General features: G+C 39.4%; 22 protein-coding genes and 1 pseudogene. 4 read left to right on the top strand and 19 right to left on the bottom strand.

What is annotated here, in order from left to right; genetic code table 11:
- Window positions 1-264: 264 nt before the first annotated feature.
- Both rhaA and rhaB read right to left on the bottom strand, forming a co-directional pair.
- Window positions 265-1,518 carry an L-rhamnose isomerase gene (gene rhaA / locus ACFVSW_RS04885; RefSeq protein ID WP_387312914.1) on the bottom strand — a complete coding sequence of 418 codons (1,254 nt, stop codon included), beginning with the start codon at window positions 1,516-1,518 and terminating at the stop codon, window positions 265-267.
- Between the two features lie 20 nt (window positions 1,519-1,538).
- Window positions 1,539-2,957: a rhamnulokinase gene (rhaB, locus tag ACFVSW_RS04880; protein ID WP_387312912.1), complete on the bottom strand. Its 1,419-nt coding sequence runs from the start codon at window positions 2,955-2,957 to the stop codon at window positions 1,539-1,541.
- Window positions 2,958-3,142: 185 nt separating this feature from the next.
- Between rhaB and ACFVSW_RS04875 the strand changes: the two genes are divergently transcribed.
- The 3 genes from ACFVSW_RS04875 (at window position 3,143) to ACFVSW_RS04865 (ending at window position 4,693) form a co-directional block, all read left to right on the top strand.
- Window positions 3,143-4,006 (top strand): GGDEF domain-containing protein, encoded by an 864-nt coding sequence (locus ACFVSW_RS04875; protein ID WP_387312909.1) that lies wholly within the window; start codon window positions 3,143-3,145, stop codon window positions 4,004-4,006.
- A gap of 139 nt (window positions 4,007-4,145) precedes the next feature.
- Window positions 4,146-4,355: a TM2 domain-containing protein gene (locus ACFVSW_RS04870; protein ID WP_387312907.1), complete on the top strand. Its 210-nt coding sequence runs from the start codon at window positions 4,146-4,148 to the stop codon at window positions 4,353-4,355.
- Between the two features lie 152 nt (window positions 4,356-4,507).
- A complete protein-coding gene (locus tag ACFVSW_RS04865; protein ID WP_387312905.1) occupies window positions 4,508-4,693 on the top strand; it encodes a hypothetical protein in 186 nt (61 codons plus the stop codon).
- Between the two features lie 57 nt (window positions 4,694-4,750).
- Here the strand turns inward: ACFVSW_RS04865 and ACFVSW_RS04860 are convergent, their stop codons facing one another.
- Window positions 4,751-5,470 carry a DUF421 domain-containing protein gene (locus ACFVSW_RS04860; RefSeq protein WP_387312903.1) on the bottom strand — a complete coding sequence of 240 codons (720 nt, stop codon included), beginning with the start codon at window positions 5,468-5,470 and terminating at the stop codon, window positions 4,751-4,753.
- A 201-nt stretch (window positions 5,471-5,671) separates the two neighbouring features.
- Here ACFVSW_RS04860 and ACFVSW_RS04855 point away from each other — a divergent pair, with 201 nt between their 5' ends.
- Window positions 5,672-6,937: an SH3 domain-containing protein gene (locus tag ACFVSW_RS04855; protein WP_387312902.1), complete on the top strand. Its 1,266-nt coding sequence runs from the start codon at window positions 5,672-5,674 to the stop codon at window positions 6,935-6,937.
- 102 nt (window positions 6,938-7,039) lie between these two features.
- On the opposite strand, the gene ACFVSW_RS04850 is transcribed toward ACFVSW_RS04855, so the two are convergent.
- The 16 genes and pseudogenes from ACFVSW_RS04850 to ACFVSW_RS04775 form a co-directional block, all read right to left on the bottom strand.
- Window positions 7,040-7,834 carry an ABC transporter ATP-binding protein gene (locus ACFVSW_RS04850; RefSeq protein ID WP_387312900.1) on the bottom strand — a complete coding sequence of 265 codons (795 nt, stop codon included), beginning with the start codon at window positions 7,832-7,834 and terminating at the stop codon, window positions 7,040-7,042.
- A 26-nt stretch (window positions 7,835-7,860) separates the two neighbouring features.
- A pseudogene (locus ACFVSW_RS04845) lies at window positions 7,861-8,011 on the bottom strand (sugar phosphate isomerase/epimerase); the annotation flags it as partial.
- 65 nt (window positions 8,012-8,076) lie between these two features.
- Window positions 8,077-8,910, bottom strand: a complete 834-nt coding sequence (locus ACFVSW_RS04840) for a carbohydrate ABC transporter permease (RefSeq protein WP_387312898.1) — start codon at window positions 8,908-8,910, stop codon at window positions 8,077-8,079.
- A complete protein-coding gene (locus tag ACFVSW_RS04835; protein WP_024031159.1) occupies window positions 8,910-9,842 on the bottom strand; it encodes a carbohydrate ABC transporter permease in 933 nt (310 codons plus the stop codon). The genes ACFVSW_RS04840 and ACFVSW_RS04835 overlap by 1 nt, the downstream gene beginning before the upstream one ends.
- A gap of 251 nt (window positions 9,843-10,093) precedes the next feature.
- On the bottom strand, window positions 10,094-11,404 hold the full coding sequence (locus tag ACFVSW_RS04830) for an ABC transporter substrate-binding protein (RefSeq protein WP_387313428.1): 1,311 nt from the start codon (window positions 11,402-11,404) through the stop codon (window positions 10,094-10,096).
- A gap of 282 nt (window positions 11,405-11,686) precedes the next feature.
- The gene (locus tag ACFVSW_RS04825) at window positions 11,687-12,850 is read right to left on the bottom strand and encodes a trans-sulfuration enzyme family protein (RefSeq protein WP_387312893.1); all 1,164 of its coding nucleotides are present in this window, start codon (window positions 12,848-12,850) and stop codon (window positions 11,687-11,689) included.
- Between the two features lie 16 nt (window positions 12,851-12,866).
- Window positions 12,867-13,544: a FadR/GntR family transcriptional regulator gene (locus ACFVSW_RS04820; protein ID WP_387312890.1), complete on the bottom strand. Its 678-nt coding sequence runs from the start codon at window positions 13,542-13,544 to the stop codon at window positions 12,867-12,869.
- 197 nt (window positions 13,545-13,741) lie between these two features.
- Entirely contained in the window at window positions 13,742-15,607 is a 1,866-nt protein-coding gene (locus ACFVSW_RS04815; RefSeq protein WP_387312888.1) for a DUF2264 domain-containing protein, read from the bottom strand.
- Between the two features lie 57 nt (window positions 15,608-15,664).
- Entirely contained in the window at window positions 15,665-16,786 is a 1,122-nt protein-coding gene (locus ACFVSW_RS04810; protein ID WP_387312886.1) for a glycoside hydrolase family 88 protein, read from the bottom strand.
- Between the two features lie 14 nt (window positions 16,787-16,800).
- Window positions 16,801-18,627: a hypothetical protein gene (locus ACFVSW_RS04805; protein ID WP_387312883.1), complete on the bottom strand. Its 1,827-nt coding sequence runs from the start codon at window positions 18,625-18,627 to the stop codon at window positions 16,801-16,803.
- A gap of 14 nt (window positions 18,628-18,641) precedes the next feature.
- Window positions 18,642-19,475, bottom strand: coding sequence for a carbohydrate ABC transporter permease (locus tag ACFVSW_RS04800; protein ID WP_387312881.1), 834 nt, complete (start codon window positions 19,473-19,475; stop codon window positions 18,642-18,644).
- Window positions 19,476-19,487: 12 nt separating this feature from the next.
- The gene (locus ACFVSW_RS04795) at window positions 19,488-20,432 is read right to left on the bottom strand and encodes a carbohydrate ABC transporter permease (RefSeq protein ID WP_387312878.1); all 945 of its coding nucleotides are present in this window, start codon (window positions 20,430-20,432) and stop codon (window positions 19,488-19,490) included.
- Between the two features lie 178 nt (window positions 20,433-20,610).
- Window positions 20,611-22,230 carry a response regulator transcription factor gene (locus ACFVSW_RS04790; protein ID WP_387312876.1) on the bottom strand — a complete coding sequence of 540 codons (1,620 nt, stop codon included), beginning with the start codon at window positions 22,228-22,230 and terminating at the stop codon, window positions 20,611-20,613.
- Window positions 22,208-24,043: a sensor histidine kinase gene (locus ACFVSW_RS04785; protein ID WP_387312874.1), complete on the bottom strand. Its 1,836-nt coding sequence runs from the start codon at window positions 24,041-24,043 to the stop codon at window positions 22,208-22,210. Before ACFVSW_RS04785 ends, ACFVSW_RS04790 begins: the two co-directional genes overlap by 23 nt.
- A 69-nt stretch (window positions 24,044-24,112) precedes the next feature.
- Window positions 24,113-25,465, bottom strand: coding sequence for an ABC transporter substrate-binding protein (locus tag ACFVSW_RS04780; protein WP_387312873.1), 1,353 nt, complete (start codon window positions 25,463-25,465; stop codon window positions 24,113-24,115).
- A 132-nt stretch (window positions 25,466-25,597) separates the two neighbouring features.
- Window positions 25,598-26,230: a YesL family protein gene (locus tag ACFVSW_RS04775; RefSeq protein ID WP_387312871.1), complete on the bottom strand. Its 633-nt coding sequence runs from the start codon at window positions 26,228-26,230 to the stop codon at window positions 25,598-25,600.
- Window positions 26,231-26,387: the final 157 nt, after the last annotated feature.

Genomic DNA, 26,387 nt, shown 5'->3' with positions numbered 1-26,387 from the left:
ATGTGTCGTAAGTGGTGATTGATTGGTACCTTTTGATTGGAACGGTCACAATTCCCGGTTATTGTGACCGTCCCCCTGAAAAAATCACACGAACGGGCACAATTAATAGGTTATTGTGACCATCCCCTCCAAAATATCGCACGAATGGGCACAATTAGTAGATTATTGTGACCATCTTCTCCAAAATATCGCACGAATGGGCACAAAAAATGGGACAAGGTGCCTGTCCCGCGTCCACCCCATGTCCCACCATCCCCCGTCCGATTATCGTCTTGACAAAACTTGCTTTTCATACGCTATTATTTCTTCTAACCAAGATTCTTTTACTGGAACGCCCATTTTTTCGCAATAGTAATCCCACACTGCTCCAAATGGATATGTTTTGAATTCTTCCATTAACGCTAATCTTTCTGTATAGTTGCCTTCTTCTTGAAGCTGTTTTAAATATTCATTTGGTACTAACATTGCGTATAGTAACGCCTTGATCATGTTGCGGGTGCCGATTGTCCAAGCTGCAACACGATTGATGCTGGCATCGAAGAAATCTAGTCCGATGATGATACGGTCTAACGCATCATTACGTACAATTTCTAAGGCAATTTCTTTTAATTCATCATCAAGGATCACGACATGGTCACTGTCCCAGCGAACCGGTCTTGAAACGTGCAGGGCAACCTTTTCACTAAATAGAAGCATCGATGAAATCTTATTTGAAACTGTTTCTGTTGGGTGATAGTGACCTGTATCTAGTAAGCACAATTTGTTATTTTTGATTGCATAGTTTAAATAAAATTCGTGAGAGCCCACTACATATGCTTCAGAACCGATTCCAAACAATTTGCTTTCTACCGCATCCAAGTTATACTTCTCATCCACTTCTACTGCAAAAATCTTATCTAATGAATCTTTTAATCTTTTTCTTGGAGTCAGTCGGTCACTTGGAATATCCTTGTAGCCATCCGGAATCCATATATTCGTTAATGCAGGTTTGCCAAGCTCTTTTCCGAAATACTCGGCAATTTTTCGGCTGCCAATACAGTGATTAATCCAAAACTCACGAATTTCTTCGTTTGGATGAGAAAGTGTCAATCCGTCAGCTGCTTTCGGATGTGAGAATAGAGTTGGATTGTAGTCTAAACCTAAACCATTTTCCTTTGCCCATTTCACCCAGTTTTCAAAATGCTTTGGTTCTAATTGATCTCTCTCCACGACTTCTCCATTTGTTTCCGCATAAATGGCATGTAAATTGACGCGATGTTTACCTGGAATCAAGGAAAGTGCTTTTTCTAAGTCAGCTCTTAATTCTTCTGGTGTCGATGCCTTACCTGGATAATTTCCTGTAACGGAAATACCACCAGATAATTCGTTTGGATTTACTTCAAATCCGCCGATGTCATCGCCTTGCCAGCAATGAATCGAAATCGGAACACTTTTTAAGGTTTCGATTACTTGCTCAACATCAATTCCCCATTTTTCATAAGCCTTTTTTGCAAGTTCATAGTTTTCTTGAGTAGACATCAATTTCTTCCTCCCTATGATCAATCTTTAATAGGTGCTGCAGGTACATATTTTTTTATTTCGAATGATTTTTTAACAATCAACCTTGCTTCCTTGCTATCTTGAATTTCATCAAGGGCCATTAACTGCGCTGCAATATTGCCGATGGCAGTCGCTTCAACAGGTCCTGCGTGTACCTCTTTCTTCGTTACATCGGCAACAAGTTGATTCAGCCTTTCATTTTGACAACCGCCGCCAATCACATTAATTTTTTCAAATTCCTTTTCAAAAATTTCTTCAATTTCGTGAATGGCTTCCTGATAGCTGACTGCTAAACTATCATATACGCATTTTGCAACTTCCCCAGGTGTAACAGGTATTTGCTGACCCGTTTCCACACAATAATTCATGATTTCCTGCACCATGTTATCAGGCTTTAAGAAGCGGTCATTGTTAACGTTAACAATGGCCTTAAAGTCATTGACAGCGCTGGCTAAATCAACAAGCTCGGCAAAGGAATATTCATCATTATAGTTTCGTTTGACCTCTTGAATCATCCAAAGACCCATAATGTTTTTTAAGAAACGGTATTGATAATCAATCCCGCCCTCATTCGTGAAATTGTAGTCCAAAGCTTTCGTGATACAAATTGGGAAATCGTTTTCAACCCCAATCAACGACCATGTACCGGAGCTGATATAAATCGTTTGGTCTTCTTCAGGAACAGCAGCAACAGCGGACCCTGTGTCATGTGTCGCTGGAAGAATCACTTGGAGGTCAAAGCCTAACTCTGAAACCAATTCTTCTTTTAATGTTCCAAGAACCGTTTTCGGAGTCTTCATTTCTTGGAACATTTCCTTATTAATCCCCAATAAATCCAATAATCCATGATCCCACTTTTTCGTAAAGGCATTCACCAACTGTGTGGATGTAGCATTCGTATATTCGTTTGCTTTTTTTCCTGTAAGTAAAAAATTGAAATAATCCGGAATCATTAAGAATGATTTCGCTTTTTCTAAAATTTCCGGTGAGTTTTGTTTTAAAGAATACAATTGATAGATGGTATTAAACTTTTGGAACTGGATGCCTGTTTCAAGGTACAGACGCTCCTTCATGATTTTTTCAAAAACCTGTTCCATCATTCCGTCTGTTCTTGGATCCCGATAGGAGACCGCCTCTGTCAACGGTTGGTCTTCATCATCTAATAACACAAAGTCGACTGCCCAGGTATCAATTCCGATACTATCCGGTTTGATGCCTAGTTCTTTGCATTTTTTTAAACCATTTTTTATCTCTTGAAAAAGTTTATCGGCTTCCCAGCAGAAGGAATCACCTTTTTTCACCATTTTGTTTTCAAACCGATGGATTTCTTCTAGTTTTAATAACCCTTTTTCTAGATAGCCTAAAATAAGTCGGCCGCTTGAAGCGCCAATATCAACAGCAATACTGTATTTCGTCATTATCATCACCTCCCAGTTGGAAACGCTTACTCCATATGTTTATCATACTAGAAAATGTTGACTTTCCACTATCGTAATTCGGCTAATTCATTGTCCTAAAATTCGACAAAACATGCTAAAATTATAAGCAGACTAATGAAGAGTTTAGTAGGATAAATGGGTTCGTTCAAAAGGGGGGAGAATCTATGATATTAAGTATCAATATGGAATCGGTGCGGAAAATACCTAAAGTTGTCATCGCGTTGTGCGTTGTATTAACGATCAGTCCAGGTTTTTTAACTAAGTTAGATATATTTTATATTGATGATATGGTTTGGTTTTTATTATTGTTTCCATGCTTTATTTTTTCCTATTATTTAGGATTTGCAGGTGGACTCTTTGCCGCATTGACCGTTAATATCTACCACTTGTTTTGGTTACTTTATGAAAAGTACCTAAAAGTGGCAGAATTAGTTAACCAAGAATTATCGCTCCATCTCGGTGTTGCCATCGTTACTTTTTTATGTTCAATTAGTGTAGGATTATTATCGGAGAAATTAACAGAAAAACAATTACAGTTACAAAGTTTGAATCGGAAATTAAAAAAAATCGCCATGTATGATTCGCTAACAGGTCTTCCCAACCGCCATTACTTTATGGAAAAGTTATCGGCCTCTATACAGGGAGAGCCATCCGTTTCCCTCATGTTCATTGATTTGGACGGATTTAAACAGGTGAATGATACGTATGGACACGAACAGGGAGATCACATATTAAAAGAAGTGGCCAACCGATTAAAACGGTTTCGAAATGATGTTACTTTTATAAGCCGCCTTGGCGGTGATGAGTTTATTGTCATGTTATTAGGGACCGATAAAGAAGAGGCTTCCGAAATTGCAGCGGACATTTTGAGGGAATTACAGCTAAAGGTCAATGATTTGCTGATTTCCGCCAGCATCGGCATCGCCTTCGCAAAACACGGCGATACCCCTTCATCCTTATTAAAAAGTGCCGATACAGCAATGTATAAAGTAAAATCATCAGGAAAAAATGCCGTTGGTGGCAGCTAGGGACATGGGGACAGGCTCCTTGTCCGAAGGGGTAGGTCACGCTTCCTGTCCCTTTTGCAAAAATCGGAAATTTTCCATATTAAAGATATAGACGAAGTGGATAACAATTGTATATTATGATAATTAGGGGGTGAATCACATGAAATCTAAAGTGGCTGCTGGAGTATTAGCTATTTTATTAGGCTGTTTCGGAGTACATAAATTTTACCTTGGTAAAATTGGAATGGGAATCTTATATCTTTTATTTTGCTGGACAGGTATTCCGAGCATTATTGGATTAATTGAAGGAATACTCTATCTGACAAAATCCGATGAAGAATGGGATAGACAATACAACTCTAAATTTTAGTGGGACGAGGGGCAGGCTCCTTGTCCCTTTTTTGTATAAAGTGGGGGCGAAAAACAGGCTCCTCATCCCTTTCTGCGTATAATCTATGAAAATGTTGTCAATGCTGAAGCTATGAAATAGTTTTATAGTCTGGAGAGTTGGGGGGCAAAATAATGGGGCGAGAATTAGGAAACATTTTTTATGAGCTTAGCTTAGTCAAGAACAAGGAATTAGCTGATTGTGAGCAGGAGCTTAACTCCGGGAACCATAGCACCATCGTCAAAAAAGCGTTAGTAATCTATAAACACAGCCTTCTAGAGGATTTAGAAATGTATGACCGCTATCTCGTTAATCACTAAGGACGGGGGAAAGGCATCGTGAACCACTTTTTTATTATGGGACACGGTGCCTTTTCCCTATTCGCGGTCTAATGGAGCATTTATATGATCCTCCAATAGATCGATAAAGAGGGAACCATTTGATGAGATGACGGCATATTGAATTTCTTTCATTTGCAAATTTCTCAATTTTAATTCCTGGTTAAGCCATGTGCTGGAATATTGCGAGTCAAAATTCTTCTCAACAGCCACCCCATCCATAATCAGTTCGATTGGAAGCTGTATTTCTGAATGAAGTTGGGTTGGATGATAATCTCCTTTGGTTAAAGATTGAAACTTTTCCTTTTTCATGACCGATAACTTGCCACTAGCCTCTAAAAGGGCATATTCCACCTGAAATACATCAAATACCCCCTGCTCCCGCAGCTGCTGATTTAAATCGTCTAATGTATATCTTACTTTTTTCATATTCCCATCCAAAATTTTTCCATTCTCCATAACGACTGTCGGTTCCCCGGAAAGCAACAAGCGAAAACGTCTGCTGTGAGTAGATATAAGAGAACTAAGAAAATACATGGAGATAAGAGCAATGAACGCTGCCAGCATCGGAATAAATTTTAAATAGGTATCAAATCCCATATTGGCAATAAACGAACCAATTGTAATCGATAAGGCAAAGTTGTAATGGTTATTACCCGAGTTCACTTGTTTTCCAATCCATAACGACACCATCATCAAAATTAAAAACGAAACACAAGTCCGTGAAATCGTAATGATTAAGTTTTCCACTTTATCCATCCTTCAGTTTTAATCAAATCACCACCATTTCATTATTGACCAAAAATTAAATGAATATTTACCGTTCGGGACAATGTGCCAGTCCCCATGTCCCATGGACAGAAAACGGTTGAGCATTTCGAATGGTGTAGAGGGGGAAGATCATGGGATGTTGGTCTTATTTTTCTTACTAATAAAGAGAGAAATGGAGAAATGGTGAATTTGAGAAAAGAATTGGTTGTAAATGGTGAAGTAACATTAAGCAGGAAAGAAACGTATGGAAAAAGCCAAAAGCAAACAAAAAGTGTACCTGTTTTCACTTCCAGGATGGAAAAACGCGAGTATTATAAAAGCATACAGTTTGATATTCGCAATGTACTAGATGTTAAAGGATTTATTAATGATATTCGAGCAAATTGGCATACATATGTTTCACAGGTTAACCAATGGATTCAAAAAAATTTAGTCAAAAAACTTATAGTGACAGGTATATTTACCGTTGTTCTTGGCTTGTATACAATCACTGCGGATGCAGCAGCCTTTATTCAAGAATATACTTATCAGGTTAAAAGTGGTGAAAAAATTGAAACGATCGCTGCAAAACATGGGGTTACAGCGCAGGAAATATTAGAAGCCAACGGGCTGTCTTCCATTGACGGTAAAAAAATTCTTTTACCAAAAGTAGAGGACAGAACTGTTACCGCCACGACTTTAAATGTTCGCTCGCAGCCGACCACTACAAGTAGTATTATTAGAACCTATAAAAAAGGGGATGTTGTCAAGGTGGCATTCGTAGAAAACGGATGGGCCGGCATTCTGATTAACGGGCGAGTTTGTTTTGTGAGTACTGCCTATCTTTTACAAAACCAAGCAGTTGCATCTCAAGCAAAAACAATGGTTGTCACAGCATCATCGTTACGAGTTAGAGAAGCTGCCTCTACGAGCAGTGCTATACTAGGTTCGTTAAAATTAAACGACCGTGTCTCTGTAACAGCAACCTCTAATGGTTGGGCTCAGATACAGTGGGGCGGCAAAACAGCGTTTGTTAGTGCGACATATTTAACGAATAATGAACCGGTAAATACAAAAATTGAGCCTACTAAAGCCAACAGCACACCAGTAAGTTCATCTGTATATATAATCAAGAGCGGTGATACGTTTACAAAAGTCGGTAAAGCAATAGGGGTCTCTGCCTCGGCCATTCAAGCAATAAATCCAACAGTAAACCCAACAAAGCTGCAAATTGGCCAAACTATCAACATCCCTTCGACAACTGCTGCTACTCCGAATCAAATAATAGTAGCGGCACAAATAGGAGGAATAGACCCTGAAGGAACTTTTCGTTTCATCACGCCTGATGGCCAAACGTATGGAGCAAAAGCCACAGGCAACATGATAAATGAATTATTTACCTACCAAGGGAAAAACGTAACCCTAACACTTGAAGGAAACAGAGGTCAACAAATGACTTTACATTCTATTCAATAGCTTATACCAATTAGCCTCGATGTGAGGCTTTTTTTACTTTTGCAGGTTTGAGTGGGACAGGGTTCCTGTCCCACATGTCCCGCTAGCCGAAAAAACGGAGCCTTAATTCCTTGCTAAAACGCCCATTTCCGTGAAGACATCTCGAATTTGGTGCGTGTATTCTCCGAACTTTTGCGTTTCTCTTAAACTCCAATGCCTTGGGCGCGGAAAGTCTATCTTGATTTCCTTTTTCACTTCACAAGGTCGATTCGAAAGGATTAATACTCGGTCAGACAGCATGACGGCTTCTTCTATATCGTGGGTGATTAAAAAGCATGTTTTTTTATGCTTCATCCAAAGATGTTCGATATCAGACCCCATTCGTTCCCTTGTTAGCGCGTCCAAGGCACCAAAGGGCTCATCCATTAGTAAGATTTGCGGATCATGCAGAAGTGCTCTGCATATGGCAACACGCTGCTGCATACCCCCGGAAAGTTCGTTAGGATATTTATTCTCAAACCCTTCGAGTCCAACTAATTTCAGTAATTCCTTAGCTTTAACCCGATACTCGTTTAAGGGTAATTTTCTGATCTCAGCCTGCAGCAATATATTATCAAGAATGGTTCGCCACTCTAATAGCAAAGGCTTTTGAAAAATAATCCCGACATCCGTTCTGGGTTCATTAACCTCTTCCCCTTTTACCCTTACCCTGCCCTGCGTTTGTTTCACTAAACCGGAAATAATCATCAGTAACGTACTCTTGCCGCAACCGCTTGGGCCTAAAAGGGAAACAAACTCCCCATCATGGACATTGAAATGAAGGTCCTTTACAGCGGGAACCTCGCCATTTCTTGTTTGATAGGTCTTGCCAATATGTTCAATTTCAATTAATGGCTTTGTCATTGAATCTGTTGTCATCGTAATCCCCTTCCATTAATGAACGTTAATGGTTCAATTCCTAATTTTACACCATATGATTCAGGAAATGGGGACTACTTGGGCAATTCCTTCTGCCACCATTTCCCTAGCTCCGATAATAGCTCGGTCGGGTGATGGGATGCAAACCAATACCAATTCATCCGTGCCAAGCTCTGCATTTGGAAGGATATAGGAAATGGTTACCATAAGGTAATATAGCAACCGGGACAAGGTGTATGTCCCTACCCCTTAACAGATCCTTGGGTCATTCCTTCTACGATGTATTTCTGGGCGAATGCGAATAGGATGAGTGTTGGGATGACGGATAGGACGGTTGCTGCCGACATGGCGCCCCAATCAATATCAAATTTCGTGATAAAGGAATTCATGGCTACGGGAATCGTTTTTGCCTCCTCCTTGTCGATGAACATAATCGCTAGAAACAATTCGTTCCAGCATTGGACAAAGGCAAAAATAAAGGTAGCCGCGATACCAGGCAGCATAACGGGGATGATGACTTTAAATAAAGCGGTAATTCGCGAACATCCATCAATCATCGCCGCTTCTTCAAGACTAGAAGGAATCCGTTCGAAGAAACCCTTCATTATCACCGTACAAAAAGGAATCATCATCACCGTATACATGAGCATAAGCGATGGTAACTTATTGAGCAGCTGCAGCTTAGACATTAATAAATATAACGGAGCAAGACCAATAAAGATGGGAATCATTTGCGTAATAAAGAAAGCAAAAATGACTTGTGTCTTGCCTTTAAACTCAAAGCGGGCAAGAACATATCCGCTTAAGAGCGCAATGATTAGCGAGAAAAACCCTGCGACAATCGATAGAATTAAACTATTTACAATATAGATATTAAAGCTAGAAATCTTAAAGATATTAATATAATTATCAAACGTAATTGTTTCCGGCCAATAGTGAATCGGGAACGTAAACATATCCTTCCCTGGTTTTAAGGAAGTAATGAAAATCCAGTAAAGCGGAAACACAGTAAAGACAAGGAATAAGGATAGAAAAATAACCTTAAACAGCAATCGCCAGTTGATCTGTCTCACCATTAAAAATCACCCGCCTTATTAAATTTCGTAGCCAATACATAGAAAATAGAAAAGAACAGCAGTAAGAAAATCATAATTACACCGACAGCCGCTGCTTGTCCGTAGTTTTGTCCAAAAATAATTTTCTCCAGCATAAAAGTCGAAAGAATATGAGTTGAACCAGCAGGTCCGCCGTTTGTTAGCGAATAGATCAAATCTGGGAAGTTTAAAATCCAAATAACCCGTAATAGGGTCGTGACAATAAGGGTTGGCATGATATAAGGAATGGTTATCTTGAAAAGCTGTTGGACATAGTTGGCCCCGTCAATCTTAGCGGCTTCAAACAATTCATCGGGAATCGATTGCAAGGCAGCTAAAATCATGATCGCAAAGAAGGTAATCCCATACCAAACATTCGCGACGATGACTGAAACCATCGCCCAGTTCGGGTCCGATAAGAACGGTATGGCAGAATCAATTAGATGCAGCTTCAGCAACAAGTCGTTAATCACACCACTCTGGCCATTTAACATCCAGCGCCAAATCAAACCAATTAAAAAACCGGACATTGCCCATGGAAAAAAGATGAATGCCTGATAAATCCCTCTGCCGCGAAACTTCCTCCTTAATAAAAGGGCGACGATGAAACCAATCACAAATTGAGGAATCAATGAAAAAAACACCCAGTAGAAGCTATTAATCAGTGACTCTTTAAAACCAGACTCAGCCATTACCGTTTTGAAGTTTTCCAGGCCGATAAAATTAATATTCGTTAAGTCAAATAATGAATAATTTTGAAAAGCCATGATTACCCCTTTGAACAAGGGATAATAGATAAAAACAGTTACAAGTAATAAAGCTGGAAGTAAACAAAGGAAAATAAAAAGTCCATGTTTAGATATAAGAAACGACGGCAAGCCTCGTTCTGCAACGGTTTCAGTTTGCGTTTTCAAGTTTATAGATTCTCCTTTCAAAAAACCTAACATGAGTTTCAACTTCCAACCCATGCATGGAAATGTATTTTATATGAGTAATGCACCAACATAATAAAGGCGGTGTGAGCAGAGCTCGGCTTCACCTATTCAAAGTACGAATTGTATATTTTCACAACGACTGGTTATATCGATTAGTTTATGCGGCGCTCCGCCCCTTTTCCATAGAAAAAGAAACGAGGGCAGCAGAAAAGAACTGCCCCCAATCGACGTTATTTTTTATTTTCTTTTTCCTTTTTCCAAAAATCCGTCCATTTGGATAATACAGCTTCCTTCGATTCCTTACCTAACAGCAGGGCCTGGATATCCTTCTCAGCCAATGATCGGTATTCAGCATAACCCTTATACTCAACAGGGCGGTCCGCAATCAAGAATTCTTCCGGCTTGGCATTCATTTCAATATAGGAACTAAAATAGCCTTCCTTGAAGTACGGATCATCTCCGGCACTTAAATGGATCGGAATTAATGAATTATTTTTCGCGAAGAATAAATTTTGTTCAGGGCTGGATAGGAAAGCAACAAGCTTCCAGGCCTCCTCTTTATGTTTAGAAAATGCGCCGATTCCCCAGCCAGCTGTTCCCGCAGGCTGTTGGGCTACCCCAGATGGTGTTCCCTTAGGCAGTGGAGCTGTCGCCCATGTTCCTTTTTCCATATTTTCTTCAGCTGTAACAATAACCTCTGGATCTTGAATCAACATGGCCGTCATGCCGGAGGTGAAGCCTTGAACCATTTCCGGATAGCTCCAGCTAATCGAATCTGGCGGGGAAGCTTCTTTGTACAATTTCACAAAGGTATCGAGGACTTTTCCCGCTTCAGGTGTTTCAAACATCACTTTTCCATCTTGGGTGAAATAAGCATCCTTTTGCGCGATTTGCTTACCCAAGTAGGACCAGGTCATAAATTCGATATAATCCGGCGAACCCGCACCACCCCTGAAACTATAGCCATAGCGATTTTTGGAAGGGTCTGTTAGTTTAATAGCAGCCGCAACTAAATCATCCCACGTTTTTGGGACCTCCAAGCCCGCCGCTTCAAACCAATCTTTTCGATAGAATAATGTTTTTTCATAAACACCATAGGGAATATAGTAAGGTTTATTGTCAATAGCAGTAGCTCCGTGCTTAATCGTTTCCGTTAACGTATCCCAATTCTCCCACTTGCTTGTATATGGGGAAAGATCCTCAATAAATTTATTATTGGAGAAGTTTTTAACCGTTTGTTCGCGAACTTCCAAAACATCAATATCCTCTTTCGCCATCAGCATTTGGGATATTTTTTCGTCTGCACTCTTTAGAGGCGGGGAAATCAACTCTACTTTAATAGTTGGATTTTCATCTTCAAACTTCTTTAACATTTCCTTTAACAGCTTTGTTCTTGCAGGGCTTGTGATACTCTCAACCATCCTTAATGTGACTTTTCCGTCTTTTTCCTTTGTTCCTGCATCTGAGCTGCAGCCTGCGATGAGACCCATAAATACCATCATTAACACCAAAAGCAGAAATCCATTTTTAAGATGATGCATCAAATTTTAATCCCCCTCTGACATGTTTTTTTTATTAGGCTGTGTTAAAAGTGAATGTTGATTTCCGTTCCAGGCGCGAGCTTTCCGCGGGGCGGGCGGTGAGCCTCCTCGGCGCTAAAGTGCCTGCGGGGTCTCACCTGTCCCGCTGCTCCCGCAGGAGTCTCGCGCCCTCCACTCCAATCAACATTGTGCTCAAAATCAACAATGTTCTTTAACACAACCTTTATATAAAAGGAATAAACTCCTCCTATACCGAAAGCAGGGACATGCCCCTCGTCCCACTCACAACGCTGCGTTCATGTCTGCTATTAATTCGTCGATGTTCTCTAAACCTACGGATATGCGGATTAAGCCCGGGTCGATGCCGCTGGCAACTAGTTGTTCGGTGTTATATCCATAGTTTGGGGAGATGGCTAAACTTTCGAAACCGCCCCAGGAAACGCCAATTTGGAAAAGTTTTAAACTGTTTAATACTTGCCGTACTGACTCGAACGAATTCTTCACGAGCTCGAAGCTCATCAAACCGGCATAGCCCTTTAATTGCTGTCTGCCGAGTTCATAGTCAGGTGAACTTTGTAAGCCTGGGTAATGAACTTTTTTTACAGAAGGATGGTTTTCTAAAAATAACGCCATTTTCATTCCGCTCTCTTGATGTGCTCTCATGCGGAGCGGAAGGGTGCGCAGTCCGCGCATTAATAACCACGCCTCATAGGGCGGCATCACCCCGCCGAGTAATTGATATTCATGGTAAAAAAGATGATCCATGATTTCATTGCTTGTAATCAGGGCTCCGCCGACAAGATCACTATGTCCCCCTAAATACTTGGAAACCGAGTGAACGACGATATCAATGCCATATGTAATTGGATTCTGGAACAACGGAGTCGCCCAGGTGTTATCAATAATCGTTTTAATTCCGCGCTGCTTGGCAATCGAAGCAATCGCTTTCAAATCGACAAGCTTAAAGGACATGGTCGTTGGGCTTTCTAAATAAATCACCTTTGTATTTGGTTGAATCAATGACTCGATCGCCTCAAGATCCGTGTGAAGCGTATTCGTATGGCTGATCCCGAATTTCTCAACATAGGTAAAAAATTTCGTCGTCGGTCCGTAAATATTGCTGATGCTTAACACATGATCACCAGCTTGCAGGAAGGTTAAAATCGCTGCCGAGATAGCTGCCATCCCGGAGGCGAATAATTTACATTTCTCGCCTTTTTCCAGTGCGGCCAATTTTTTCTCGACAATTTCAACGGTTGGATTCGTCCCGCGCCAATATAAATAACTGCCTTGCTCGTCCTTCATCGCTTCTGTGAGCCGGTCAAAATTATCAAAGACAAACAGCGAGTTTTGGTAGATAGGAGGAACAACCGCCCCATGAAAACGGCCATAATCATCGCCTAGGTGTGTACAAATATGCTCAGCTGAAAACAAATCGTTCGTCATGTTAATACCTTCTTTCTTAAATTTTTCGAACAGTATGTTCAACGGTATCAATTATCTTATTAAACTCTTGCAAGGCATCAGCCGGGTTGTGCTGCCTAATACCATCCAGCATCGTGCAATGAAAGGGTAAGGTATCCTGGAAAATATGCTCAATCCCAAACGGCTTGCTCCACAGCTTATTAAAGGTGTCAGAGACAGATTCAGCAACACTTTCTAACAAAGGGTTATGGGAAGCCTTATAAATGGCTTTGTGAAACTCCCAGTCCTCCTTCGAAGAATCAAACCCAGCATCTTTCAGAGAAATGACCTCGGCCAGCAGCCTTTCCATTTCTTGAATTTCCTCATCCGCTGCCCTTACTGCGGCTAGCTCGACTGCTTTCCCTTCAAGTGCTCTCCTAAGTTCGCTAATATGCAATAAATAATTCTTTTCCTGCTCGACATCGATTTTTGCTTCGATTTTTAAGGCATCGCCATCTTTAACAAAGATTCCTTTTCCGTTTTGTACCTCAATGATATCGAACCCTTCAAGGTAGCGCAGACCTTCACGTATACTCGAGCGGCTAACACCTAGAATCGCTGTCAATTCCGCAACAGACGGAAGCTTATCTCCTCTTTTTAAGTCGTGCTCGTTTATAAATCTCTTGATTTCCGTTGCAATCATTTCATGCATAGAAACCCTTTTAATACTTTTCATTAGACAGTCACCTACTAGGTCTAATTTTTCACTGCCATCCGGCTGTCTACCTATCCGATAGGTAAAGCTTATTCTGAAAGTTCAGAAATGTCAAATAGATACATAGGGACAGGCTCCTTGTCCCACCCTTCGACACTCAAAAAAAAGACAGAGAGTTGCCCCCTCCGTCTTACTTTCATACTTTTTCGCTTTAAACTTTAGCAGAGCGGGTGTCTGACCCCTAAAGTGATTTTCTCCATCCCCTGCCAAACAATGAACTCCTCGTCAGTGAACTCCACTTTGGGAACCTTCCCCCACTGATCAATCACTTTTTTATTTCCCACTTCTCCAAATACAGCATTAACGAACCAGTGTTTACCTGGTTTAAACCTTGCCTTGATAGTAGGGATGACCGTTCGCGGATGTAAAATATTCGTGTTGGCATTCGCGTAAACCAATTCCGCTTTGCCGCAGCCATTTAGGTTTTTTATGCCGCTTGCACCCCATGGGAAAACTTGCAAACTTTCTTGCTCGATCTGAATTATTTCCGCCTTTAAATTTTTATATTCTTTATGTTCAAGTCCAAGTGCGAATCCGCCATCTGCACAATCAATCTGTCTATTTGTTTCGATACGATGGATACGAATATGCCAAGGAGCCCCTGCGACAAGCCATGTTTTAATTACAACGTCATCCCAAGGTTTCCATTTAGTATAAACGACATGTTCGGTCACTTCATATTCCTCGCACATTCGTTTCGTCCGATAGAGATTGTCACACTCACTGATTGCCAGCACCGAGTCAAAGGCACCTTGTGCAAGGCCCCATTCTGCCTTTGAGGCACTGAAACCAAAAAGGTTGGAATAAGCAAATTTTTCATATTTCGCCGCCACATGAGGGTGTTCATTGGTGTGTTGATACCCCGCATTAAAAACCACTACATGATCATTTTCCTGCCGTCTGCACACAATAAATCGCGGCGACTGTTGAACGACTTTTGTCTTCATTTCCGGAAACGGCAGTTCTTCAGCCTGCCAAAAAGGATGATTTTCATCTAAAGCTAAAAATAAAAATACCTTTAGTGCCCAATAAGGGGAACCAGGAGAGTTATAGTTTTCTGCCATAACTAAATTTTGATAACGGTAACCGATTGTTAACAGGCCACTGGGGTCAAAGATTGGCTGCTGGAACCACCAGCGCAAATTTCTGAGAATAAGGCCCTTTAATACACCTAGAGGAAACGGTTGAACATCGGCATACACCAAGGCACTCCAAAATGCACTTTGGGCAAATCGGTAGGTAAGACTTCTTCCATATGGAAGCGAAGAACCGTCTTCCGCAAACCAATAAATAAAATCCCTGGCAAATGCTTCGGCTCTTCTTTTAAACTTGTCTGCCCTAACTGGATCCTCTTTGCCCAGCAATTTAGCATATATCAGGCAGTAAAAGTGAATCGCAAACGGTACATAATAGTCACAGTGTTCATCCATCCCGTCCGAATACCAGCCATCCTCTAAATAAAACTGATCAACCCGTCCCAAGTTTTCTTCCAATTTTTCTCGGTCATATGGTAATCCCACTCTCTTAAATCCGAGGTTAACCATCACAAGGAAGAGCAGCCAATTACAATCATATACCTTGACATGATTAATTTGATTTAGCCATATGAATAAATTCTCTTTTTCAATGTCGTTAAGCGGTTTCCACACCTTTTCAGGTGTAAGAGCAAGAGCATAACCAAATGCAGCCATTTCTACCGCCCGTTGATCATAGTCAGTAATTTCTCCCCAATATTCCTCATGAGAGGGGTCTGTACCATTCTTAATCCCCTGCAAACAAATTTCCAATAATTCCGATTCCGCGTCGCCCGTAATTAATGGTACAAGCCCCCAAAGAACTCTTGAAAACCCCTCCATCCCGGCAATTGGGTCCGAATAGCTGGTTCCTGTATTCCCAAGATTAAGAAGCGCCTTTCCCTTGCTGTAATGTGGTTTTAACGGGTTAAGGATTTGCTTCACTGCCTCGATTAAATCATCTCTTGTTTTCAGTGGATTCTTTTGTATAGGTAAATCAAGTTTCAACATCTCCACGGCCTCCTTCATTGTTTTCCAAAACCATGTCTATATTGGGAAACCAAAAGTCTACCAAAATAATTCCTGATACCCTTTTAATCTCGCAAGACCTTCAACAAAGAAATAATCTCCATAAATTAAAGGATTATCGATATATTTTTGCTCTGGAAAATGACTTGTTCCATGCAATATTAAACCTTCTTCCATGCTATCCCAATCCGTGTAATTCTCATATAAGGATTGAAGGATTTTTTCTCCCATTCTCCGATAAAGCGGTGATTCCGGTACGGATACTTTTTCAGCTAGAAGAAGTAACCCGCATGCAGCAATGGCACCTGCAGATGAATCCCTTGGGAAATCAACACCCTTCGGCAGGAGAAAATCCCAATCAGGGACAAAATCTTCCGGAAGATGAGAAATAAAGAAATGAGCCACTTTTTTTGCTGCCTCCAAGTATTTAACTTCTCCAGTATAATGATAGTTGAGGGTTAATCCATAAATTGCCCAAGCGTTTCCTCTTGACCATGCAGAATCAGGTCCATACCCTTGTCCGCCCATCGCCTCAACTCTTTCCCCGCTTTCAGGATTAAATCGGACAATATGATGAACGGCACCGTCGTCGCGAACAAATTCATTTACCACTGTATCCGCATGTTTTCTGGCAATACTTTTATATCTAGGGTCACCTGTTTCTTCAGAGGCCCAATATAAAAGTGATAGATTCATCATGCAGTCGATGATGGCTATCCCGCTATTGTCTTCTCCTTCTGTCCAAGGGTTCCATGCCCGAATGAAGCTGCCATTTGCGTTAAAACGTCCCATTAATAGATTGGCAGCTATCAGGGCTCTTCGTTTCGAATCCTCACTACCCAATAACTTAAAACGAGCTACACTCGTTAAGGTCCACATAAAGCCCATATCATGATCAAGCTTATAAAATGCATTCCTGACAGAATCTAGCTTTTCCTCACATTCTTCTGCCAGCTGTTTGATTGATTCATCTTTTGTATCCCGATATACCTGCCATAACAGCCCCGGCCAAAACCCCGCTGTCCACCAGTAAGGTTCTTCCAGTACATACTTTCCATTTTCACTTGCATGCGGAAAATTAGCACCGATACTTTTACTAGTTCTTTCGATTTTTTTCATCACTTTTTCCCATGCCTCATTTACCCACTGTTGTTCTGACATCCTCTTCACCATCCCTATTCAAATTGAAAAATTAGCTTGGCATTGCATTCTTTATCTGGGCACACAATCGTAAAATCAAGTGCCAGGTTTTCTTCTCGTTCCCCAAAGTGATTGATAAACTCAAGACTGTTTACTTTTAGATCAAGCTGGCTTCGGTCGAAAACAATTTTTAACCGTTGTTTACCTTCAAGAATAACTCCCTCTTCATCAGCAGTTATGGAAAGTGCCGGGGTGATAAACCGTTCAACAATAGATATTGGTTTTTCCGTACAAGAATAATAATCTTCCAAAATAAGCTTTGGCTGGCCACTCTTTATCCAAGTAAACTTCCGAATTAACGTTTTTAGTACCGAGGATTCGTAAGAGTTCGCTAGATCAAGTTCGAATGTTTCAACTTCATCACCACAAGAAACATTACGAATATCGGAATGAAAGGCAGACCCTTCGCTTTGATATTGGTAATTAATAATCGGTACAGAATGCCCTTGTGAACCATTGCATAAAAACGAATAGCGTTTTTCCCTAAAATAATCTTTGCTATATAATCCGGAACCTAAATCTTTAAAAAACACCTCGTTATTCCCATGAAGGATAAAATGACCTACATCATTATGGTTGTGGGGTTCGTCGTTGTGACCACCCTTGGCTGCAAAGGAAAAGCTGCCGTATTCTGATTGATATCTTGAAATGAACCATTCCGATTCCTTCGAGTAGGTGGCCCCTTGACCCCAAGGCTGATCATGAGCAAATTCATCGAACCATAGCAGATTGCGAATAGCGTGAGCCCACCTGCTGCAGTGGTCATCCGTATATTTGGCTCGAAGCGCTCTTTCAGGTACTTCGAAATCACTGTATAGCTTACTTAAATAATGGCTTAGTCCTAAAAACACGGAAGCTGTAGGGAGGGCATCCGAGAAGTTGATCACAAGGTTCCGATTCAAAAAGCACTTTTGCTGAAAGAGTGCAATTTGATGGACCTTTTTAGAATGAAACAAATCCACCTTACCAGATGTTTTCTTTTTTAATAAATCTGCAAAATAGACATAAAATCCAAATCCATACTGCCAATACCCGTACCCTTCGAGACAGATCCCATCATCATGAAAACCTTTTAAATAGGATTCCATCGCCGGAAGTACTCGTTCTAACACAATAGCAAGCTCATTAGCATCATCCATTAAATGTAAGGCCGCTGCCCCAATAGAACCGGCACAAACGGCGGCCCAGTTATGGGTTTGGGTCTCCCATTCAAATTGGGTTTCCTTAAACGGATGGAAGATTCGTTTATACACTTCCTGGTAAATGCGCTTACAAATAAGTGGATTCAAATAATCATCCGTCAGCTTTAAAATTTCACTTAAGGCAAAAGCTGTTTCTGCAGCAAATAAATCGATCGTATAGCCTTCTTGATAGGGTTGAATTAGTGAATAATTCCTTACCGTTGATGTTTCTGGGCTATTCAGCAAATGAGCAGGTAAGCACCAGGAATACTCATTACAAATCGACCATATTGTATTTTCCAATGCCATGACATACTCATGCCGTTCCGGTTCAAGTAATACCAATATGGTAAAAGTAGTTAATCGCCTCCGCTTTTCAAAATATATCTTTTCGAATTCAAGGCGTTCGCCTGATTCGGTGAATATTCTGAATAACGAAAAGGTCAGCTCCTGATCGGCTTCTTGGAGGAGCCTTTTTCCTTCCGCTCTTATTTCATTAATTAACGGTTGGCAGGCAGAGGCGTTCCTGACGTTTTTCCACCAATTGTTTTTTTCTTCCTTGCTTGAAAATAATAAGGACGAATTTGAATGTAAGAAAGTCCTTAGATTAGCTGTTATCATGAATTCCGACCTCCTTAGCCTTTCACTCCCCCTAAAGCAATCCCTTCAATTACTTGTTTTTGGCCAATAATAAAGACGATGACCAAAGGAAGAATAGCAGATACCGCTGCAGCCATGATTAAGGAATAGAATTCACCATTTATTGTGGTAAACTTCTGCATGGCCAGTGGAATCGTTAATAACTTATCGGTACGGATGAAGATAAGGGGATTCTGATAATCATTCCAGGTCCAAATAAATCTCAAGATCCCATAAGTAGCAATGGCAGGTTTAACCATTGGCAGTGCAATGGACCAAAAAATCCTCCAGTGACCTGCACCGTCAATCTTTGCTGCTTCGATAAAATCATTAGGGATACTCAGAAAGAACTGACGAAGCATAAAGGTACCTAAAACACTAAAGCTCCCGAGTAATATGAGTCCTAGGTGGCTGTCAAACAATCCGATTTTTCGGAACAAAATGAATTGCGGAACCAAACTTGCCTGTGGCGGTACCATATAAGTCGTCAGCACAACCATAAAGAGGAAATTCCCTAGTGCAAATTTAACCTTAGAAAATCCGTAAGCGGCTAAAGCGGAAACCGTTACGGAAATAAGTGTTGTTAATACCGTTACTTTGATGGAATTCCAGTAATAAATGTAAAATGGATATTTACCAAACCATACTTCATTATAGTTGTTCACAGCATTCCATTTTTCGGGAATCCATTGAATCGGGAATTTAAAGACATCGGCCTCGATTTTAAATGATGTGGAAAGCATCCACACAAACGGCAGCAAAAACAAAATGCTTAAGACAAGCATAAATAATGTAATCAGGCTTTTTCTAATAACCATGCTTTTAGCCATTTTTACCCCTCCTTAATAATTAACCCATTTCTTTTGCCCAATCCATTGGAGCAGGGTAATTCCAAATACAACGATGAAAAGGACAACTGCCATTGCTGACGCATATCCGATTTTCAAATTGACGAAAGCGGTTTCATAAAGGCGCCATACCATCATGGTGGTTGAATTCATTGGCCCGCCTTTTGTTAAAACGGCAACCAGATCAAAAACCTTAAATGTTGAGATAATTCCAGTAATAAATAGGAAGAAAGAAGTCGGTGAGATCATTGGAAAGGTAATATGCCTAAATTTCACCCAGGCATTGGCACCATCAATGTCTGCTGCTTCATATAAATCTTTCGGAATAGACTGCAGGCCTGCCATGTAAATAATCATATTAAAGCCAATTGATACCCAGATCTGAATGATCATAATCGAAATAAGCGCAAATTTGGGGTCGGCAATCCACTTAGGCGGATTCTCTATCCCCATTGACATAAGAACTTCATTTATCGGTCCTGCTGATGGATGGAATAGTACTTGCCATACAACGGCTATCGCTACAATACTAGAAATATAAGGCATGAAAAACGCCACTTTAAAGTAGCTTTTCATATACACATTTCGGTCGATTGCAATGGCCAATAAAAGGGAGGCAATCATACAGATTGGGACAGTTAAGATAAATATCGCATTATTGATAAGAGATTTAATGAATACTTGGTCTGCAAATAGTTTTTTAAAATTTTCCAAACCTACCCATTTCAAATGTGAGATATCGGTAATAAAGCTCCAGTCTGCAAAACTCAAAATGAATGTAGCTATAATCGGGAGTAATACTAAAATGGAAACCCCTATTAGCATAGGAGAAACAAACAGCATTCCAACTAGATTTTCATTTTTTTCCTTTTTGATTCTATTCTTTTTAGTAGTTTCGACATCCTTTACAGGTGTTGAAAGTTCTGTTTTGGCACTCATTCCTTTTCACCTCAAATTTTTAAGTATATTTTCATTATAAAATACTCGTTATTTCCTTCCTTAACGGTATTTTGATGAATCGTTACACAATTTTGACTTATCTCCTCAAAATATAAAAAAGTTCAGAACACAATAATCTGAACTTTAATGTGAAAATAATATATATCAATTTACCTTACTAACCAACAGAGACTTTTCCGTCCCGATATTCAATTGGAGTAACTCCAACATAGTTTTTAAACAGCTTGATAAAATAGCTTTGATTATCATAACCTAGACGTTCACATATTTTCCCTACTGGATCTGCTGTTTGCTCCAGCAATTCCTTTGCTCTGGAAATTTTCATTTTCGTCACATATTCAACAAACGTCTCACCAACCTCTTTCTTAAACAATCTGCTAAAGTAGCTTTGGTTTAAGAATAGATTGCCCGCCACTTCTTCCAGGCTGATTTTTTTTTCGAGATTCATAGAAACATACCTGAAAGTATCAAGGATTTCCTTTCGCTTTGTTTGATTGTATACATTTTTTGAGAGAGATACTAATGAGTTAAAATAGTTAATTAGCCATGTTTTTAAATCACATAAAAAGTCGATGCTTGAAATCTCATTTGTCAGACATTCAACCGGATGATTAGCATGAAAAAACTGAAGCGCCTTTAATTTTACCTTAAGGTCCAATAACAATTTTAGAATCCATTCCTTCACAATTTCTGGAGAATATCTTTTTTCACCGATAAATGAAACCCATTTTTCAACAAACGGAGTAATTTCCCTTTCGTCCTTTGACAAAATAAGCCCCCTGAAGTCTGCCGCAGCTTCATCATATTTCGAAAACAGATCATCACTAAAGGGTTGAACAACACTACTTTTTTGAATGCTGCCCGGCTCCATATAAAAACTTTGATATTTTCCATTTACTAAATGAGACACTTCCTGCTTTATATCCAGCAGCTGTTTACAGCCTTCCCCAACCATAAAAGATAAATCAATATGAAGATATTTGTTTAACGCTTTTTGCATTTTTTTCATACCAACAGAAGCTTCGTACATAGATCCAATTTTTAATGCGTCTGAATATGGAAAGAACACGATTAATTCTTTCGCTCCCAGAAAAAAGTGGACCGCAGACGATCTAGATTCTTCAATCATCTCTGTTATAATATTGTTTATGGCAAACCCCACTAATTCCTCGGAAAGGAAATAGGATTTTAAAGAAGAGAAATCATGTACCATCCCCAATACTGCAACGTATCCATAATGATCCAGATCGATTCCAAGTAATTTGGCTTCAGATAGCCATTCTTTTTCATTTGTATGTTTCTGATAGAGAGTATTTCGAATAAATCTTTCTTTTACACTCTCTCTATTTCTTTCCAACATATGCTGAATTCGGCGTTGTTTTACTATTTCATTTTGTTGTGAATCCAGGTTTTCCTTCAATTTCCTGACCAGATTACATAAATCCTCTGGGTCAAAGGTGTCCTTAACAACATAATCCTGTACATGAAGTTTTAATGCTTGTTGCGCAAATTCAAATTCAGAATGACATGACAAAATCACTACTTGTAAGTTCGGATTTAACTCTTTCACTCGCTTCGTCAGTTCAATTCCATTCATTTTTGGCATACCGATGTCGGTAATTAATATATCAGGTACCTCATCCAGTGCTTTTTCATAGGCGCTAGCACCATTTTCGTGCGTACTTTGAAGAGTTAACCCCAAATCTTCCCACGTTATTGTTTTAGCTAACAATTCTATTACTGGATAATCGTCATCAACTAGCATTACCTTGTACATTAGAATTCCCGCCTTCTTTTGGAATAGACAGAATCACTTGAGTTCCCTTTCCTACTTCACTTTTTATTTCCATTTTGAATTCTTTGCCAAACGTGATTAACATACGTTCATAGACATTGGACAAACCCATTGACGAAAAACCTTTATTTTTTTGTTTTATGGCGTTATGGATAGGATTAAAATCCGCAATCTTCTTTCTTAAATGGCTTAATTCCTCCTGGTCCATTCCCTGACCATTATCTTCAATGACAATAATAAACATATTTTCTATCGTTTCTGTGTTCACAAAAATAGTTCCAGCCTTTTGGTTGAGACCATGGATGATGGAATTTTCAATAATGGGCTGGAGAATAAACCTTGGTATTCTAATTAAATTCGCTTCTTCCTGCACGGATATTTCTAGTTCCACCTTTTCCTTTTGCCTCATATTCATGATAAATACATAGTCTAATACAATTTGTATTTCATCACGAAGGACAATTGTTTCTTTATCCCTATCAATTGTCATCCGTAAAAGTTTAGACAAAGAGCTAATCATATCCGCACTTTCTTTATCTCCTTTGACAAGAACCTTCATTCGGATTGAATTAAGAACATTAAAAAGGAAATGGGGATTGATTTGCGCCTGCAGCATGGCCAGTTCAGCCATTCTTTTTCTCTCCTGTGACTCTGTAATTTCCTCAATCATCTCATTAATACGATCGAGCATTTGATCAAATGATAAGGAGAAATGTCCAATCTCGTCCATGGTTCGTAAACGGGATCGGATCTTTAAATTCCCTTTTTGGACTGCCTCTGCAACATTTCCTAAACGGGCAATCGGTTTTGTAATCGCTCTCAATAAATAAGCCATGATAACTAGAAAAATAGTGAAAGAGACAGCCTGAACCACGAAGACCTTATTGAATATTTTGTTAATTTTATTCGTTGCCTGTTTATATGTAACGAGCGATACCAGCTTCCAGCCATTGAAGGAAATTTTATGTTCCGCAATCACATAGTCCTTACTTGAAAAATGAAAAATATTTGAGGAATTTTCTTCTTTAAGCTGGTCACTATATTGGAATAATCCCCCAATTTTCGAATCATCCTTGTGCGAAATGATATGATTAGAGGCATCTAATAGTACCATTTGCTCATGACCCTGAATGCTTTCAAATATTTGATTGATCTTTCTTTCCGGGATTGTTACGATTACATAACCGTAAATCTTTACATTCTCATCCCTTAATGTTCTAGCGACGGATATTTGATAGGGACTATCTTTTTTCACTGACATAAACACGGTTGGCTGACTGCTAATCCATACCGATTCATAACCATTTAACTGTTTCAATTGGTTAAACCAGTCTTCATCATTTAATTTGATGGGATTCAATTCCGAAAAAGGGTAATTGGTAAAGGATTTACCATTTTTCAAAAGAATCGTAACATAAGACTTTTCCCCCACCAAAGTGATATTATTGATTGTTTTGTTTATTTTAGTTTCATCAAGAAACCTCTGATAAGCTTGTTCCGGGTCTTGTTCCAAAGGGTTCTTTGCTATCGCTTTTAAACTCGTATTCATCTCGGCGTCCAGTTGAATAAAGTTTGCTATGTATAGCATATCCTCTAGGCGCTTCTCCACATATTCATTGGCAATGGTCAGCTCTCTATTTGCATTGGACATTGCCTGTTCCCTTAAAGTATCTTTTGTTAAATAGTTGTAGACAAATAGCGTAATTGTTGCAGGTATAACCAGACAAATGATTGAAATAAATATGACTTTAAACCGAAAAGAACGTGGTGCCAGTCTACGTTGCCTTTTTAGCATAAGTCTTTCCCCTTAATGACAGGATGGGGCTGTAATAAATTACAACCCCTCCCCACTATTATCTATCTGTTATTTGTTATTGTCGATAATTTCTTGAACTCTTTCTTGCGAAACTTTGATCGTCTTATCAACATCCTGTTTTCCAAAGATTAGTTTTTCGTATTCTTCATTGATTACTTTATAGATTTCAGACTGATAGGAAACAGGCGAAATAATTTTGGACGATTTGGCATTTTTCAAGACATTTAGTAATGATTCTTTATCCACTTTTTCCGGATTATTCGTTCCACTCAAAATCTTATCAACGATTCCAGATAAGTCGTTTTCCGATACTTTACTCCATGATGGAATACTTTTCCCTTGAACAATTTGTCCTTCTGTCGTGTACCAGCGGATGAAGGTATAGGCTTCTTTTTTATACTTCGAATTTGCTGCCACGGACATATAGTCAGTTGTTACTGGCGTATAGCCGCCCTTATCGCTTTTTTCATTTTTCGGATATGGTGCAACCGCTACATTAAAGTTTAATGGGAACTGATCTGTTCCTCCAAGCTCCGTATTCATCCAGCTTCCAATCAGAATAGAGCTTGAATCCTGATTAAAGAACTGATTGCGGTAATGTAGTTTTTGCGACAGGATATCTGTATACGGGACTGCTGATTTATCATCTTTCTCCATTTTTAATCGCATTTCAAGTGTTTTCTTGAAAAGTGGATTATCAAGATTAGATTTTCCATCAGCTTTAATAAATTCCGTATTATCTGGCTCACTTGCAAGAGCAAGCTTCATAAACTCCATCCAACCACCATTTTGCGGACCGTGGAAGTACGTCCCATAATGACCGTCTTTTGTCATCTTTTTTGCATATTCCATGAATTCATCCCATGTCCAATCTTTCGGAACCTCAAGACCAGCTGCTTGTATATGGTCTTTATTTAAGAGGACATACCATGGATTGAATTTACCTGGAAGTGCATAATATTTCCCATCAATTTGGGTATCTACCTTGTATTCTTCTGTAACTTTGTAGCCATCTTTTTTAATAAACTCATCAATAGGTGCAGCCATTCCCATGCCTACACGCTGTGCGTACATTGCAGGATCGCTGAACATGAGAATATCCATTTGTTCTCCTGAAGCAGCAGCCAAATCAAGTTTTTGGATAGCTTCCTGCGTATCTCCTTTTTCACTGAGAACTACCACATCAATTTTAATGTTTGGATATTTCTCCTCAAACGCAGGGATAGTATTTGTCCAGTTGTAGGAAGTTTCATTTCCATGGGTAAGAAATTTAAGTGTAACCTTTTCATCTTTTTTCTCGTTTGAGGATGCCTTTTCATTGTTGCTTTTTTCCGAACAGCCTGCCATTATTACCGTCAAAATGATGGTAAAGAGTAAAAGAGTCCATAATTTGTTTCTCATTAACTTTCCCCCTATTTATTTATTGAAAACCCTTACAACTAAATTTTAACAAAATCGTTTTTAACACAGATATCAATTAATTTACCTGTTATAAGACTATTTTGACATTCTATTAAATTAGGGTCCATCGGGTTATAATTTCTGCCCAGTCATTTGCTGATTCATTTTACTAAATACCATGTTAGAGATATACATAAGGGCGAAGCCTAAACCGCTTCCAAAAAAGAGGATTCCTACACCTGTGAAGAAGAAACTAATAAATAGAGCAAAGAATACTGAAAGTAACATCGTCATTGTATATAACGGATGGGAGATTCCAATTAGAAAGGCAGTTTTTATATACTGAAGATTACTAAATTTGTAATGTACAAAAACTGGGAAAACAAATACCATAACGACCATAAATAGGAAGGCGACCCCAATTAAACATCCTGTTAAAATTGGATTTAATATACCGTGTACGGAGCTGATCAATCGCCAATCTATATACAAGATTACGCTAACTACAAGGAGGAATAAACCTAGTAAATTAGCATTTCTAAACTCTTTTTTGTACGTTTCCCAAAAGGTAGTGAAAATAGGGAAATTGGATTCCCCCTGCACCCATTTGCGAAGAATCGAGAACATGGATGCGGTAGAAGGTGCAGCCCCGAAGACGAACAATCCAAGCAACATAAAGATGATCCATAAGAGATTAATATAAGCCAATCGTGTAATCCATTGACATAAACTAAATGTTTTTCCCATCCATCCAGTATGCTCCATTTATACATGACCCCCTTTTTTTACTTTAGCTCACTTTTCGACCTATTATAATAGAGAGGAATGAATTTGTATCAACACTTTTTTGACTACTTTAGAGGTTTTCTTTACCTATTGTAAAAAATAGTGGATGAATGGCATTAAAAACAAAACATGCTGT

Origin of the sequence: Neobacillus sp. NPDC058068, assembly GCF_042885335.1 — a bacterium.
Taxonomy (GTDB): domain Bacteria; phylum Bacillota; class Bacilli; order Bacillales; family Cytobacillaceae; genus Neobacillus.
This window is presented reverse-complemented; position numbering and strand designations above follow the sequence as displayed.

Bases quoted from the DNA above. Each gene is read 5' to 3' on its own strand.
- ACFVSW_RS04790 (WP_387312876.1), bottom strand. From the start codon at position 22,230: ATGTACAAGGTAATGCTAGTTGATGACGATTATCCAGTAATAGAATTG.
- ACFVSW_RS04820 (WP_387312890.1), bottom strand. From the start codon at position 13,544: ATGAAAAGTATTAAAAGGGTTTCTATGCATGAAATGATTGCAACGGAA.
- ACFVSW_RS04785 (WP_387312874.1), bottom strand. From the start codon at position 24,043: ATGCTAAAAAGGCAACGTAGACTGGCACCACGTTCTTTTCGGTTTAAA.
- ACFVSW_RS04840 (WP_387312898.1), bottom strand. From the start codon at position 8,910: ATGGTGAGACAGATCAACTGGCGATTGCTGTTTAAGGTTATTTTTCTA.
- ACFVSW_RS04865 (WP_387312905.1), top strand. From the start codon at position 4,508: ATGGGGCGAGAATTAGGAAACATTTTTTATGAGCTTAGCTTAGTCAAG.
- rhaB (WP_387312912.1), bottom strand. From the start codon at position 2,957: ATGACGAAATACAGTATTGCTGTTGATATTGGCGCTTCAAGCGGCCGA.
- ACFVSW_RS04830 (WP_387313428.1), bottom strand. From the start codon at position 11,404: ATGCATCATCTTAAAAATGGATTTCTGCTTTTGGTGTTAATGATGGTA.
- ACFVSW_RS04775 (WP_387312871.1), bottom strand. From the start codon at position 26,230: ATGGAGCATACTGGATGGATGGGAAAAACATTTAGTTTATGTCAATGG.
- ACFVSW_RS04870 (WP_387312907.1), top strand. From the start codon at position 4,146: ATGAAATCTAAAGTGGCTGCTGGAGTATTAGCTATTTTATTAGGCTGT.
- ACFVSW_RS04850 (WP_387312900.1), bottom strand. From the start codon at position 7,834: ATGACAACAGATTCAATGACAAAGCCATTAATTGAAATTGAACATATT.
- ACFVSW_RS04875 (WP_387312909.1), top strand. From the start codon at position 3,143: ATGATATTAAGTATCAATATGGAATCGGTGCGGAAAATACCTAAAGTT.
- ACFVSW_RS04795 (WP_387312878.1), bottom strand. From the start codon at position 20,432: ATGAGTGCCAAAACAGAACTTTCAACACCTGTAAAGGATGTCGAAACT.
- ACFVSW_RS04810 (WP_387312886.1), bottom strand. From the start codon at position 16,786: ATGTCAGAACAACAGTGGGTAAATGAGGCATGGGAAAAAGTGATGAAA.
- ACFVSW_RS04805 (WP_387312883.1), bottom strand. From the start codon at position 18,627: ATGATAACAGCTAATCTAAGGACTTTCTTACATTCAAATTCGTCCTTA.
- ACFVSW_RS04860 (WP_387312903.1), bottom strand. From the start codon at position 5,470: ATGGATAAAGTGGAAAACTTAATCATTACGATTTCACGGACTTGTGTT.
- rhaA (WP_387312914.1), bottom strand. From the start codon at position 1,518: ATGTCTACTCAAGAAAACTATGAACTTGCAAAAAAGGCTTATGAAAAA.
- ACFVSW_RS04815 (WP_387312888.1), bottom strand. From the start codon at position 15,607: ATGTTGAAACTTGATTTACCTATACAAAAGAATCCACTGAAAACAAGA.
- ACFVSW_RS04800 (WP_387312881.1), bottom strand. From the start codon at position 19,475: ATGGCTAAAAGCATGGTTATTAGAAAAAGCCTGATTACATTATTTATG.
- ACFVSW_RS04780 (WP_387312873.1), bottom strand. From the start codon at position 25,465: ATGAGAAACAAATTATGGACTCTTTTACTCTTTACCATCATTTTGACG.
- ACFVSW_RS04825 (WP_387312893.1), bottom strand. From the start codon at position 12,850: ATGACGAACGATTTGTTTTCAGCTGAGCATATTTGTACACACCTAGGC.